This is a genomic window from Pantoea sp., assembly GCF_039594315.1.
GTDB lineage: Bacteria > Pseudomonadota > Gammaproteobacteria > Enterobacterales > Enterobacteriaceae > Pantoea.
Genome location: NZ_JBCNNP010000011.1, coordinates 63,981 through 78,069 on the forward strand (window position 1 = coordinate 63,981; position 14,089 = coordinate 78,069).

Annotated in this window: 14 protein-coding genes; 3 read left to right on the forward strand and 11 right to left on the reverse strand. The window is 57.4% G+C overall.

Going from position 1 to position 14,089, the window contains the following annotated elements; genetic code table 11:
• Window positions 1-75: 75 nt before the first annotated feature.
• Complete coding sequence (locus tag ABDW13_RS09935) at window positions 76-2,337, reverse strand: molybdopterin-dependent oxidoreductase (protein ID WP_343552396.1); 2,262 nt, start codon at window positions 2,335-2,337, stop codon at window positions 76-78.
• 196 nt (window positions 2,338-2,533) lie between these two features.
• On the opposite strand from ABDW13_RS09935, the gene galR reads away from it, so the two are divergent.
• The gene (gene galR / locus ABDW13_RS09940) at window positions 2,534-3,535 is read left to right on the forward strand and encodes an HTH-type transcriptional regulator GalR (RefSeq protein ID WP_343552397.1); all 1,002 of its coding nucleotides are present in this window, start codon (window positions 2,534-2,536) and stop codon (window positions 3,533-3,535) included.
• A 151-nt stretch (window positions 3,536-3,686) separates the two neighbouring features.
• Here galR and ABDW13_RS09945 read toward each other — a convergent pair whose 3' ends face one another.
• Together ABDW13_RS09945 and lysA are read right to left on the reverse strand one after the other, a co-directional pair.
• Window positions 3,687-4,136, reverse strand: coding sequence for a GNAT family N-acetyltransferase (locus ABDW13_RS09945; protein WP_343552398.1), 450 nt, complete (start codon window positions 4,134-4,136; stop codon window positions 3,687-3,689).
• Window positions 4,136-5,389, reverse strand: coding sequence for a diaminopimelate decarboxylase (lysA, locus tag ABDW13_RS09950; protein WP_343552399.1), 1,254 nt, complete (start codon window positions 5,387-5,389; stop codon window positions 4,136-4,138). The genes ABDW13_RS09945 and lysA overlap by 1 nt, the downstream gene beginning before the upstream one ends.
• 111 nt (window positions 5,390-5,500) lie before the next feature.
• Here lysA and ABDW13_RS09955 point away from each other — a divergent pair, with 111 nt between their 5' ends.
• Window positions 5,501-6,421: a LysR family transcriptional regulator gene (locus ABDW13_RS09955; RefSeq protein ID WP_343552400.1), complete on the forward strand. Its 921-nt coding sequence runs from the start codon at window positions 5,501-5,503 to the stop codon at window positions 6,419-6,421.
• Here ABDW13_RS09955 and ABDW13_RS09960 read toward each other — a convergent pair.
• Entirely contained in the window at window positions 6,418-7,581 is a 1,164-nt protein-coding gene (locus tag ABDW13_RS09960) for an MFS transporter (protein WP_343552401.1), read from the reverse strand. The two genes, ABDW13_RS09955 and ABDW13_RS09960, sit on opposite strands and share 4 nt — an antisense overlap.
• A 363-nt stretch (window positions 7,582-7,944) precedes the next feature.
• On the opposite strand from ABDW13_RS09960, the gene ABDW13_RS09965 reads away from it, so the two are divergent.
• The gene (locus tag ABDW13_RS09965; protein WP_343552402.1) at window positions 7,945-8,571 is read left to right on the forward strand and encodes a serine protease; all 627 of its coding nucleotides are present in this window, start codon (window positions 7,945-7,947) and stop codon (window positions 8,569-8,571) included.
• Window positions 8,572-8,746: 175 nt separating this feature from the next.
• Here the strand turns inward: ABDW13_RS09965 and ABDW13_RS09970 are convergent, their stop codons facing one another.
• From ABDW13_RS09970 to ABDW13_RS10000, 7 genes are all read right to left on the reverse strand, one after another.
• Window positions 8,747-9,418 carry an urea carboxylase-associated family protein gene (locus ABDW13_RS09970; protein WP_343552403.1) on the reverse strand — a complete coding sequence of 224 codons (672 nt, stop codon included), beginning with the start codon at window positions 9,416-9,418 and terminating at the stop codon, window positions 8,747-8,749.
• Window positions 9,419-9,431: 13 nt separating this feature from the next.
• Window positions 9,432-10,097, reverse strand: a complete 666-nt coding sequence (locus ABDW13_RS09975; protein WP_343552404.1) for an amino acid ABC transporter permease — start codon at window positions 10,095-10,097, stop codon at window positions 9,432-9,434.
• A complete protein-coding gene (locus ABDW13_RS09980) occupies window positions 10,097-10,747 on the reverse strand; it encodes an amino acid ABC transporter permease (RefSeq protein ID WP_343552405.1) in 651 nt (216 codons plus the stop codon). The genes ABDW13_RS09975 and ABDW13_RS09980 overlap by 1 nt, the downstream gene beginning before the upstream one ends.
• A gap of 3 nt (window positions 10,748-10,750) precedes the next feature.
• Entirely contained in the window at window positions 10,751-11,398 is a 648-nt protein-coding gene (locus tag ABDW13_RS09985; RefSeq protein WP_343552406.1) for an urea carboxylase-associated family protein, read from the reverse strand.
• Window positions 11,382-12,017: an urea carboxylase-associated family protein gene (locus ABDW13_RS09990; protein WP_343552407.1), complete on the reverse strand. Its 636-nt coding sequence runs from the start codon at window positions 12,015-12,017 to the stop codon at window positions 11,382-11,384. The genes ABDW13_RS09985 and ABDW13_RS09990 overlap by 17 nt, the downstream gene beginning before the upstream one ends.
• A 2-nt stretch (window positions 12,018-12,019) precedes the next feature.
• Window positions 12,020-12,856, reverse strand: a complete 837-nt coding sequence (locus tag ABDW13_RS09995) for a transporter substrate-binding domain-containing protein (protein WP_343552408.1) — start codon at window positions 12,854-12,856, stop codon at window positions 12,020-12,022.
• A 262-nt stretch (window positions 12,857-13,118) separates the two neighbouring features.
• Window positions 13,119-13,970, reverse strand: coding sequence for a MurR/RpiR family transcriptional regulator (locus ABDW13_RS10000; RefSeq protein ID WP_343552409.1), 852 nt, complete (start codon window positions 13,968-13,970; stop codon window positions 13,119-13,121).
• Window positions 13,971-14,089: the final 119 nt, after the last annotated feature.

A 14,089-nucleotide genomic window follows, 5' to 3' on the forward strand; every position in this document is an offset into this window, starting at 1 on the left:
ACGATGGGAAACCATCGCCTAAACGCAACAGTTACCGGCAAAATGTAACCAGCGATGAGATTATTCGTTGCCCATTCACATCAGATGTTTTTTGATTTCCACCAGGCAGCTCATGGCGTTTGGTCCCTGAGTTAATGACGAGGTGCCGATATCCAGCGTCAGCACATTCGGGTTGCCTGCGCGATCATACGGTTGCCACGCGCGACCAAAACCAGGATCAAACCACGCGCCGGTCGAGATGATCACCACGCCCGGCGTTAAGCCGTCGGTCAGGCTGACGCCCGCCAGCATGCGGCCACGCGCGTTGCTGACTTCAATCGCATCGCCATCCTGAATATCCCGCGCGGCGGCATCTTGCGGGTGCATGTACAAGGTTTCATGTCCGGCGGTTTTGTTGGCCTGCACCGACGGCGTGGCGTCCATCTGGCTGTGCAGGCGATCTTTCGGTTGGATCGAGATCATATGCAGCGGGAACTGCTCACTGAGCGGCGCGCCAAGCCACTCTTGCGGCTCGCGCCATTCCGGATGTCCGGCGAAATCATCCAGTTGATAATCGGCGATGGTTTGGCAGAACAGCTCAATCTTGCCGCTGGCAGTTTGGATTGGATGGCTGGCCGGATCGGCGCGGAAATCATCCATAAACACGTAAGGTTTGCCGCCTTCAGGGATCTCGACAAATCCGCGTTCCCAGAACTCACCAAACTCCGGGAAATGAATATCTTTGCGCGCGTGGGCCACCGCGCACTGCTGATACAGATGCTCAATCCACTGCATCTCGTTGCGACCTTCGGTGAACACCTCGCGATAGCCAAGGCGGTCGGCGATATCGGCGAAGATATCAAAGTCGTTGCGTGCCTGATGCTGCGGCTTAATCGCCTGATGCATCGCCAGCACAAAACGATCGCGCGAAGAACCGCCGATATCGTTGCGCTCCAGCGTGGTGGTGGCCGGCAACACGATATCCGCCATCTGCGCCGCCGGCGTCCAGACGATGTCCTGCACAATCACCGTATCCGGTCGCTGCCAGCCTTCGACCAGACGATTAAGCTGTTGATGATGATGGAACGGATTGCCGCCCGCCCAATGCACTAAATGGATATCCGGATAGTGCAGCGTTTCGCCCTGAAAACGATACGGCTGGCCGGGATTGAGCAGCATGTCGCTGATGCGCGCCACCGGAATGGAATGATTCCCCGGATTCGGGCCGGTGCTCATCAGCGGCGCAGGGCCATCCTGACGCGGATTGCCGACGCTGTTCATCGAGCCATGACCAAATGAGAAACCGCCGCCCGGCAAGCCAGGCTGACCCAGCATCGACGACAGCGCAATCATCATCCAGTACGGCTGTTCACCACGATGCGCGCGCTGCACCGAATAGGAACAGGTAATAAAGCTGCGTTTGCCGATCAACTGCTGTGCCAGCAAAGCGATGCGCGCCGCCGGAATGCCGGTAATGTGACTGGCCCACTCTGGCGTTTTGGCGATGCCATCGCTTTCGCCCAGCAGATAATCACGCAACTGCGGCCAGCCGGTGCAATGGCTGGCGAGGAAACTTTCATCCACGCCGTTAACACGGGTGATTTCAAAACCCAGCGCCAGCATCAGCGCCACGTCGGTATTCGGGCGAATCGGAAGCCATTCGGCGTTAACGAATTCCGGGCAATCATCGCGCATCGGGCTGATGTTGATGATCGGCGTACCTTTTGCGCTCAACTGCTCAAGCGCCGGTTTCAGGCTGTGCTGCCCGGCTCCGCCCGACGCCACTTGCGCATTTTTCAGCGCCAAACCACCGACAGCGATGAAGATCTCTGCGTGTTCGACCACTTCCGGCCAATCGGTAACGCGCCCGGTGAGCGGCATGTAGGTGCCAATCACGTACGGCAGGAAAAATTGCGCCGCGCCCCAACTGTAATTGCCTTGCTGATCCACGCCGCCGCCGCCCTGAAAATAGAAGCGGCGAATCAGCGTGCGCGCATGGTTGACGCGGCCGGCAGATGACCAGCCATAGGAACCATTAAAGATGCCCGATGCGCCGTAACGATCGCGCACGCGACGATTCTCTTCGGCCACCAAATCCAGCGCGGTATCCCAATCCACCGCCACGAAATCTTCGCGGCCTCGCAAGGTGCGATCGCTGTTCTCGCGCGACTTCAACCATGAACGGCGCACCATCGGCTGGCGGATACGTTTATCCGAATAGACCAACTCAGGAATGGTGTGCAGCATCGGCGACGGATCGGCATCGGCGAAGAACGGTTCGCAGCCAATCAGGCGATCGTTTTCGGTGACAGCGGTAAAAGCGCCCCAGTGCGCCAAATGTGGCACGCGATTTTTCATGGTTTTGGGTCCGGCAGGCAGGTGTGATTATGCATGGCAGCATAACATGAGGCTGATAGAGAGCTAAAGCAGCGCTGTGAGCGCCTGATTTTCCGTGCTTTTGCGACAGCGCTGACATTCTGCCGGGTTGCTACAGGGTGGCTTTTCCGTAACACTGGTGGCATGTGTAAACGTTTTCCCGGATGTCGATAATCGCATGGCTACCATTAAGGATGTTGCCCGTATGGCGGGGGTTTCGGTCGCGACCGTTTCCCGCGTTATCAATAATTCGCCCAAAGCCAGCGAGAGTTCACGCCTCGCCGTTACTCAGGCAATGGAGCAGTTGCAGTATCACCCGAACGCCAACGCACGCGCCCTGGCGCAGCAATCCACCGAAACCCTGGGTTTAGTGGTGGGCGATGTTTCCGACCCGTTTTTTGGCGCCATGGTGAAAGCGGTCGATGAAGTCGCCGGTCAAACCGGCAACTTTTTGCTGATTGGTAACGGTTACCACAATGAGCAAAAAGAGCGTCAGGCGATTGAGCAGTTGATGCGCCACCGTTGCGCGGCATTAGTGGTGCACGCCAAGAAAGTGCCCGACCACGATTTAGAGATGCTGATGAAGCAAGTGCCGGGCATGGTGTTGCTAAATCGGCTGCTGAAAGGCTTTGAATCCCGCTGCATCGCGCTGGACGACCGCTACGGCGCATGGCTGGCGACGCGCCATCTGATTCAGCAAGGCCATACGCAGATCGCCTTTATCTGCTCCACCCACACCATTTCTGATGCTGAAGATCGTTTGCAAGGCTATTACGACGCGCTGAAAGAGCACGGTTTGCCGTGCAATGACCGCTTTGTCGCGTGGGGCGAACCGGATGAAGTCGGCGGCGAGCAGGCGATGACCGAATTGATGGGACGCGGCAAGCAGTTTACCGCTGTGGCTTGTTATAACGATTCAATGGCGGCTGGCGCGCTGGCGGTGCTGAGTGATAACGGCATTCGCGTGCCGGAAGAGATGTCGCTGATTGGTTTTGATGATGTGTTGGTGTCGCGCTATGTGCGCCCGCGTTTGACCACGGTGCGCTATCCGATTGTCACCATGGCGCAACAAGCGGCGCAGTTGGCGCTGGCGTTAGCCAACGGCAGCCCGATGCCGGAAGTGACCAATATGTTTAGCCCAACTTTGGTGAGAAGGCATTCGGTGAGTGGGCCGGGTTGAGGTAGTGCGTGCTGTCCCTCATCCTAACCCTCTCCCACAAGTGGGAGAGGGAATGATTAGGTGGCGCGAATCTCACATTTATCGCTCGGACGGCCCCTTCTCCCACTTGTGGGAGAAGGCTGGGATGAGGGCCAGAGCGCACTAAACTCAATCATAAATCCCGCGCATACACCTTCACGCGCACATCCGGGAATTCCAGCGCCTCGCACTGATATTGCCAACCAAAGCGTTCGTAGTAGCCACCAAACGTTGACCACAACCACAGCTTGTCGTGTCCGCGCTGACGCGCAAAATCAATCACATGCTGCTGCAACGCTTCACTCAAACCTTTGCCGCGCGCGGACTCTTCGACATACAACGCGGCCACCCACGGCGTGAGATCCTGGCGGCTGATTAAATCGCAGCGCCAAAATCCCACGGTGCCCAACGGAATATCATCGTCCAGCGCCACAAAGGTTACCGGAAAATCAGCGCCGTTAAGACTGCTGCGCACGATGCTGTCATAAAACTCGCGCGAGGTGCCTTCGCCAAACGCTTGCCACAGCCAATCGGTGATTTGCGTGGCATGGTGCGGCGCCTCGCTGAGCGCGACGATCTTCATCAGATCAGCTCCAGCGCCAGCAGCTCCTGAATAGTCTGCGCCCGGCGAATTTCGCGCGCTGTACCGTTTTCGAATAGCACTTCTGGAATCAGCGGGCGGCTGTTGTAGTTAGACGACATCGATGCGCCATACGCGCCGGTGTCGTGGAACACCAGATAATCGCCGACCTGCGCCGCAGGCAGCGCGCGGGTTTCCACTTTGCCGCCTTCTAACTGCGTGAACACATCGCCCGATTCGCACAACGGCCCCGCGACCACGCTCTCGACGTTCTCGTCACCCAGCGCGCGACCATCAACCGGCAGCAGTGAAATGTGGTGATAGCTGCCGTACATCGACGGACGCATCAAATCGCTGAAACCGGCATCCACCAGCACAAAGTGACGGCTGCCCATCTCTTTCACCGCGCGCACTTGCGAAACCAGCACGCCCGACTCCGCCACCAGGAAGCGGCCCGGCTCGATTTCCAGTTTCACTGGATGACCGAGATGCGCGGCAATACGCTCACGCGCACCGTTCCACAAACCGTAATAGTGCTGAGTATCAATGGCTTCTTCACCAAAGCGATACGGAATTGATAAACCGCCGCCGGCAGAAATCGCTTCCAGATCCTGGCCCAGCGCGACGACCTGATCGACCATCGCGTCACACACTTGTTGCAGGTGGCCGTAATCGACGCCAGAACCGATGTGCATATGCAAACCGACCAGGCGCAAACCGTGCTGCTGAATGGCGGCCAGCGCTAACGGCAAATCCGCGTGCCAGATGCCGTGTTTGCTGTTCTCGCCGCCGGTGTTGGTTTTCTGGCTGTGGCCGTGACCGAAACCAGGGTTGATGCGCAGCCACACCGCGTGGCCCGGTGATACTTCACCGAGTTGATGCAGCATATCCACCGAACCGGCATTGACCGGCACTTTCAGCTCGGCGATGCGCGCCAAGGTTGGCTGATCAAACACATCGGCGGTGAACACGATGTCTTCGCCACCCGGTTGATAACCGGCCATCAGCGCACGCTCGATTTCACCCAGCGATACCGAATCCACTTTGACGCCCGCCGCACGCATCAGGCGCAGGATGTGAATGTTTGAGCAGGCTTTCTGCGCGAAACGCACCACATCGAAGGCGCTCAGTTGCGCGATGCGCTGCTGAATAATCGCGGCATCATAAGCCCAGAATGGACCGGCATTACGTTGCGCCAGCGGCAGTAAATTTGTGGCGTTGAGCGCCGTTTCGGTGTTGTTCAGTGGACGTGGCATGGCTAATTCTCCTGTGTCATTGCGGTTATTTAGCCACAGCTGAGCAATTCAGAAAAATATCTGTTTTAGCGACAGCTATGCAAATATGATATGGCTTGTGCGGAGGGCGCGATGGCAAAAATTAACTGGCGACATATCGAAATTTTTCACGCGGTGATGACCAGCGGCAATCTGACGCAGGCCGCCACGCTACTGCATACGTCGCAGCCGACGGTGAGCCGCGAACTGGCGCGACTCGAGCAGCAGCTTGGTCTGCAACTGTTTGAACGGGTGCGCGGCCGCTTGCAGCCAACGGTGCAAGGCCTGCGGTTGTATGAAGAGGTGCAGCGTTCGTGGTACGGCCTCGATCGCATCATGGATGCCGCCGAAGGGTTGCGTCAGTTCCGTCAGGGAGAATTGTCGATTGCCTGTTTGCCGGTGTTTTCGCAATCGCTGTTGCCGCCGCTGCTGCAACCGTTTTTGCAACGTTATCCGCAAGTGAGTTTGAACATCATTCCACAGGAATCGCCGCTGCTGGAAGAGTGGCTGTCGGCGCAGCGCTACGATCTCGGTTTGACCGAAACCCAACATGCGCCAGCAGGCACCGAACGCGTGCCGCTGCTAACCTGCGATGAAGTGTGCGTGCTGCCACCGCAGCATCCGCTGTGCCAGCGCGAGGTGCTGACGCCGCAGGATTTCCGCGGCGAAAACTACGTCAGCCTGTCGCGCAGCGACAGTTATCGTCAGCTACTGGATTCGCTGTTTCATGAGCAGGATGTGGAGCGGCGTTTGGTGCTGGAGACGCACAGTGCGGCGTCGGTGTGTGCGATGGTGCGCGCGGGCGTGGGGATTTCGATTGTGAATCCGCTGACGGCGCTGGATTACGCCGACAGCGGTGTGGTGATGCGTCGTTTCAGCATTGCGGTGCCGTTTACCGTTAGCATGGTGCGGCCACAGCATCGGCCGGCTTCAGCGCTGGTCGATCACTTCTGCGACCACCTGCAACAGCAAGTGGCCGCGTTTCCGCAACGCATTGCCGAACGGCTGGCTTAAGCGCGCACGGTTTCGCCCTGCCCGCCGGATTTGCGGAAGGTAATCAGGCAGATCCCCAAGCCCATCGCCGCCAATGCCGCTGCCGCAACCGGCACCGACGTCAAACCGTAACCTTTCTCGATCACCGCGCCACCGACCCACGCGCCGAGCGCATTGCCGACGTTGAAGGCCGAGATATTCAGCGTTGACACCAGATTCGGCGCATCTTTGCCGTGACGCACCACGTTAATCTGCAAGCCCGGCACGGTAGCAAAGGTCGCCATCGCCCACAGGAACAGGGTGATTTCCGCCAGCCACAGCGCATGGCTGGTCCAGCTGAATAGCAACGAGAATACCGCGATCAGCACAAAGCTGAGGATCAGGCTGAACGACACTTTCCAGTCGGCCAGCTTGCCGCCGAGGATGTTGCCTACGGTTAAACCGGCACCGATCAGGAACAGCGTCCAGCTCACGCCACGATCGCTGATGCCGGTGACCTGCAACAGCAACGGCGCGATGTAGCTGAACAGCGCAAACATCGCCGCCGCAAAGAACACCGTCATCAGCAGCGACAGCCACAGCTTGCCATTCGCCAGCGCGCTCACTTCACTCGCCAGATGTACCGGCTTCTCTTCCTTGTTGGTCGGCAAGCTGACGATCAAGGCGATAAAGGCAAAGATGCCGATAATCGCCACGCCCCAGAAGGTGGCGCGCCAGCCAAACATCTGACCAAACCAGGTGCCCAGCGGCACACCGAGCACGTTTGCCAGCGTTAAGCCGGTGAACATCAGCGCGACCGCAGAAGCTTGTTTACTCGGCGCCACCAGACTTGCCGCAACCACCGCGCCAATGCCGAAGAAGGCGCCGTGACACAACGCGGTGACGATGCGCGCCAGCATCAGCAAGTTGTAGGTATACGCCAATGCGCACAGCACGTTACCGATGATGAAGATGATCATCAGCAGAATCAGCGTGCGCTTACGCGGCAGTTTGGCGGTCAACAGCGCCATGATCGGTGCGCCGATAGCCACGCCCAGCGCATAACCGCTGATCAGCCATCCCGCCGAAGGAATCGACACCTGTAAATCGCCCGCCACATCCGGCAGCAATCCCATAATGACAAATTCCGTGGTGCCGATGGCGAACGCACTCAGCGCCAGCGCCAGTAATGCAACAGGCATAACACACTCTCCCAAATAATTTTGCAGGCGGGCCGCACAACGAACGTCGTACGGTTACAGCGGACGCTTATTAAAATTTGAACTGCGTCACATTGTCATTAAAGCATAGCCTTCTGGCAGCAACCACCCTGCCCACCGCAAAGCTATTTTGCTGCACGGGCAATAATCGCTGCGCGGGAAAATGACTCAACCTCACTACTAAGACAAATCGTAGATTCCGCGCTACGCTTGAAGCGGGATGTGATGCACATCACAACGACGTGGCTTTTGGCGAGAAATCAAACAGTAAAGAGTGGACGGGCACTGCCGATACCTCAATGGATTGACCGGTTATGTGATGTCAAAAAATCGAGGGGAGAGCGTATGCGATGGCTCATCGCGCTAGCAGTTGGCTGCCTGAGTGGCTGCTCTGTTGGCCATTACGAGTACAGTAAAGAAGCGGCAAAACGCGTCGATATGACCGTCACCGGCATTCCCACGGTGCTGGGCGTCGGGGCGTTGGGCACCACCATTCCTCTCACGCCCGAATACAGTCTGACCGCCGCGCACGTGGCGAAGTACTCGTTGTATCGGGTAAAGGCCTGGCATCCAGAGTGTGATATCGCCGTGGTGTATCACAAAAATAGTGAAGCCAATTTGCCGCCGCCGTTCCGCAATAGCCATATCGGCGACAACGTGAACTTGTACGGTTACAGCTTTATTTCGGCGATGCCGGTGGCGTCGAGCGGCAAGAATCTAATCAATACCACGCTGGCGAATGACTGGAATAAAGCCAGTTGCGTGGTGGTGGCGGCCAATGCCGGTGTGGTGAAAGGTATGTCCGGCGGCGCGGTGTATAACGCCAGCGACGATACGTTGGCGGGGGTGATTGTCGGATATAGTAGCCAGATCGATGACAATAAGAGCGGCAAGACGCTGTATAAGAATGTGGCGCTGTATGTGCCGTATGCGCGTTTCCAGGCGTGGCTGGATGGGGTGGTGAAGTCTTAGCGTAATGCGGTGTTAAGTGAATGTGCTCGCTGTCCCTCATCCCAGCCTTCTCCCGCAAGCGGGAGAAGGAGCTGTCCGAGAACGCTGAAATATCGAGATTCGCTCCACCAATTCATCCCCTCGCCCGCTTGCGGGAGAGGGTTAGGGGGAGGGACTGCGCGCATAATCTAAAAAATCACGCAGGAACCCAAGCGCCCTGCAACTGCACCTGCGGGAAGCCGCTGGTCAAAATGCGCAGTTCAGCATCGCGCGGGGTGTTGTCGCCCTGCCCCTGAATGCTGACGATATCCTGCGGACACGCAGAGAACGCCACGAAGCAATCCATCTCGGCGCGCAACACAATGTAGTCGCCAGGCTTGGTCACCACCGGCAGCGTCTTCAAGGTAATGCCGTCCGGCTGCACCTGAATGTTCATGAAAATATTAAACGATGCCAGATTGCCGTGCGGCAACGTAACGCCCAGTTCACTCATGCCTTCGAACAAGTTGTCGTGGCAGTTGCGATGCGGCTCGGTGCAGCCCAGCAGCTCATAACGGCGCGCGTCACACGCTGCCATAAAGGTGTCGTGCACACCGGGCGAAGTATCTGCCACCAGGGTTAAAATCGGATGACGCTGGCTGGTGATAAAGCTGTCGCCGACTTTAGGATTGAGGCGCTGATTCCACACCCGCGTCGCTTCCATACACATGTATTCACTGACGTCCTCTGCGTTGTACGCCCAGCAATCCACCACTTGCGTACCGTGGGTGTTAATCACCTGCACCGCTTCACCTTTCTTCAAACGCAGCGCTTTGCCGTAGCGCGCCGGGATGGTGATCGCTTCTCGATGCTGAAATTCAGCCGACATGTTGTTCTCCTGATTAATGCTGCATGGCGCGACGATAGCGCGTCATGCGAGATTCAAGGCCGCGCGCCAACCAATCGATGACGCTATTGAGCAGCCAGTAACAGAGCGCCACCGTGAGATAGATCTCCAGCGGCGCGTAGGTATCCGAGATCGCCTGTTTGGCGGCGTACATAAACTCCTGCACCGAGACAATCGACAGCAGCGCCGAGTCTTTAATCAATCCGATCATCAACCCAACCAGCGGCGACAACATCTGCGGCAAGGTTTGTGGCAGCACCACATCGCGCAACTGTTCGCGGCGACTCAATCCCAGCACGCGACACGCTTCCCACTGCCCTTTCGGCAGCGCATCAATCGCCGAGCGAATCACCTGCGCGATATACGGCGCGTAATAGAGCGTGAGCGCCAGCACGCCCACCACCGGCGACGACAGCGTGATGTCATATTCCGGCAGCACAAAGTAGAGCAGATAGATCACCACCAGCAGCGGCAGTGCCAGCGTTAAGCCGCTGTAAAGATTGAGCAAGCGCAGCCAAAATGGCGACGCACGCATCAGTAACATCGCCAACAGCGCGCCCCACGCCAGCGAACACAGTGCGGCGATAATGCACAGTTGCAACGTGGCGACTAAACCGTCCGCCAGCGACGGCAACGAACTAATGATTGCCTGCCAATCCATTACGCCAACCTCCGTTTTGCTTCGAGACGACGCGCCGCCGCAATCAGTGGCATGGCAATCAGCAGATATCCCGCCGCCACCAGCAGCAGCACCTGCGTGGCTTCATAGGTGCGGGCAATCACGATTTGTCCGGCGTAGGTCAATTCAGTGAGCGCCACCACCGACGCCAGCGGCGTGGTTTTTAGCAAGATAGTGAATTCATTAACCAGCATTGGCAGGCTGGCACGCATCACTTGTGGATTGATCACGTACCACCACGTCAGGAAACGGCTCAATCCCAGCGTGCGTGCGGCTTCCAGTTGCCCGCGCGTCACCAAACTGCGGTTAACGCGCAGGATTTCCGCCACATACGCGCCACTGTTGAGGCCGATGGCGATCACCGCGGCCAACATCGGCTGCCCCCCCACCCCCAAACGCGGCAAGGTAAAGAACACCACAAATAGCTGCACGATGGCGGGCGTTCCGCGCATCACGCTGACGTATGCACGCCCCATGGCTCGCCAGATCCAGGCACGACGCAGTTGCAGGAAGCAGCCAAGCTGCCCCATCACCACGCTGACTAACGATGCCAGCACGGTGAGCGCCAACGTCATCAGCAGGCCGTGTCCGAGTTCCGGCAGCGCGGCCACTACCTGTTGATCCAGCCCCATGCGTTACTCCGCGTTAAAGTCGTACAGGTTTTCCGCCACCGATAACTGCAACGGCGCAGGCTGATCGTTGCCTTCAATGCCGGTGTTGCAGGCGGAGACGATGAACTGCGTATCCATCACCACGCGACAGGTAATGCTGTCACCGGCTTTGGTCAGGTTGGTTTCCGGCAGAATATCGCCTTCGCGCGTCAGTTTGACGTGCATAAACAGATTGATCGGGTCCGGCAACTTCGGCACTACCATGCCGAGGCGCGCCAGCTCGCCGCTTACCGCTTCCAGGCAGCCCTGGCCTTGATAGCCGCGTTCAGCCAGAAACGCGCTGGTCGAAGCGGGCAACAATAAGTCGTGACGCTTTACGCTGTCTTTGCCCAGCACCATCATCGGACGGCGGCGGTTGTTGACCAAACGCATACCGGAACCGAGCAGGTAACTGTTGCTGAATACCCGCGTGTGGTGCACCGACAGCCACACCGCCGGATCGGCGAGGCTAAAGCCAAACAGTGAAGCCACCGCGCCATCGCCTAATGCCGTGATGCGCAGTAACTGGCCGCGCAGCACGCGAATCGATCCCACGCTGCCGGGCGCAACCTCAACCGTATCGGCCTGGGTGCGCAGCGCGGTTTCTTCATAATTTTCACGCATTAACAGCATGATTGATCTCCTGTGCGTGAAAATGGTCGCTGACCACGATATCGATTGGCGTCACTTGCAAACCGTTGCCCGGAATGATGTCCTGCGGGCAGGATGACACCGAGCAAATCAGGTCGCACAGCGCTTCAAAGGTGATGCTGTCGCCGGCTTTGCTGTTGGGATCGGTCACTTCCATGCGGCCATCGGCGGTGACCGGGCCGTTTTGGAACAGGTTGAACGGTTCTGGCAGCGAGAAGTAAGTCACGCCGAATGCCTTCATTCCTTCCAGTAAGTTATCGACGCAGTTGCGATGCCCGTCGACGCCGAAATCGACGCTGAAACGGGTGCGATCGCAGGCCGGTACGTTGGCATCGTGAATGCCAATGCTGTCGGCGAGAATGCGCAGCATCGGGCGATTTTCACTCGACCACAGCGCATCGCCGGGTTTGAAGAACAGCGAACGTAACTGCTGACGCGTGTGGACCGGCGACAGCTTTTCATTCAGGTCGGCGGCATTGACCGCCACGAAATCGGCGGCTTGCTGCCCTTCGCTATCAATGACGGTAATAAACTGGCCTTTGCGCACGCGGAAAGTTTTACCATGGCCCGCAGGCACCGTCAGGTTGGTGGACTGGCACATAATTACTCCTGAGGGATGAAGTCGCTGGCCGGCACGGTAAAGGTGGTACCGAGATACTGCTGTTGCAGCTTGGTCAGCTCGCCATCTTTCTGCATCGCCAGGATATGATCGCTAATGGCTTTGTTCAGGCTGCCATCTTCTTTGCGTGTCGCCCAACCCATCCACTGCGACGGCCCAACTTCACCGACCTGTGCCACTTTTCCGGCGTATTTCTTCGCCACTGGCGCTAACACAGAAATGTCGTCGTAGACGAAATCGGCGCGCTTGGTCATCAAGGTGCTGACGGTTTGATCGAGTGAATCCACGTTGATGATGGTGATCGGTTTCTTGCCCTGTTTCTTCAACTGCTCGTTGAAGCCTTTAAGCAATTGCTCAGGCACGCTGGCGGTTTTCACTGCACCGCGCAGGCCAGATAAACTTTCCGGGCTGAGCGTTTTGCCGCTGAACGTTTTGGCAGCATCTTCACGCACCAGCACGCCGTTGACGGTTTTGCTGTATGGCACGGTGAACAGCACTTTTTTTGCGCGTTCGGCGGTGACGTTAAGGGAAGAACCCTCGGCGTTGAACGAGCCAGAAATCAGGCCCGGCAAGATGCCGCTGAAGGCGGTTTTCTGAAACTCCAGTTTCACGCCGAGATCTTTGGCGAACGATTGCATGATCGCCACGCTGTAGCCGGTGATCTCGCCTTTGTCGTCAGTGAACTCGTATGGAGGAAAAGTTGGATCGATGCCAACGGTGATTTTGCCGCTGCTTTTGATGTCGGCCAGCGTATCAGCTTGCGCCTGCGCCATGGTGCCAACGGAGAGAAGTGCGGCTATCAGCAGTGCTGTTTTTTTCATTATGGTGTTTCCCTGGTGTTGGTGAAATGTCTTTTTCTATAGAGCATATTTTGTGCCAGTTTTTTCACTCCTCACCAGGGAGGAACCACGTAATTACTCACTTAATGAATAGAATCAATGAGAAACATTTGTTTCTTTGTTTTGATATTTTATTTCTAAGGTTTCACTTGGCGTGGAAGCGGGAAGATCATCAGACAGAGAGCGAAAGAGGTTTGCACTGTTTTGGTGAATCTTCTGGCGCGCATTGCGCCAGTACAGAGCATTATTCGAGTTCGTCGAGGGATTGGTGCAGCGCTTCGATTTGCGCCAGATGATCGTTGCTGGCTTTGCCCATTTGTCGGGCCACCAGTGAGCAGAGCAGATTGGACACGCCAGACAACGCGGCGGTGCTATCGAAGATCAAGCTGCTATCGGTGTGGCAGCGAATTACCCATTGCGCATGACGCGCCGGTTTGCCGGACAGCACATCGGCGATATACAGCATCGGCACTTTACGTTCTGATAACGCGTTCATCGCCGCTTCCAGCGCGGGCATACGGCGGCGCAATCCGACGCAAATCACCACATCTTCAGCGGTGAGTGCGGCCATGTGTTCCGCCAGCGAATCACCGGGACGTGGCAGCAAACGAACATCGGAATGGATATGCACCAGATCGCGATAAATCAGTTGTGCGATGGTTTGGCTGTGACGCCAGCCCATCACCACCACGCGACGCGCCTGGCTGATGGCGCTCACCGCTTGCTGCAATTGTTCGCTATCTAGTGTGCGATAGCTGTTAACCAGATTGGCGATCTCTTTTTCCAGATGCTGCTGCATGATGCTGGCGAGCGGCGAGGCGCTGGGCGCGGCTTGCAGATAGAGCGGTGAACCGCTGCTTTGCATCTCGCGTGCCTGACGACGTGCAGCTTCATAGCTTTCGTAGCCCAGATGGCGGAAGAAACGGGTGGTGGTGGCTTTGGAGACGCCCGCGCTGTTGGCCAGTTCGGTAGCGGTGTTCATCGCCAGTTGCCCCGGCGCGGCAAGCAGGACATCAGCCAAACGCTGTTCGTGGCTGGAGAGTTGATCCCAGTGCTGATGTATCCGGCCCTCTAACGTTGCCGCTTTTGCACTCATGGTGATTCCCTGAAAATAAAAAAACTATCCTGCACAGAGCGTGCCGGGTTGTCATCAGGAATTTTGTTGGAGGGGATTTGGGTGGTGCTCGCTGTCCCCCACCTCGGTCCTCCCCCACA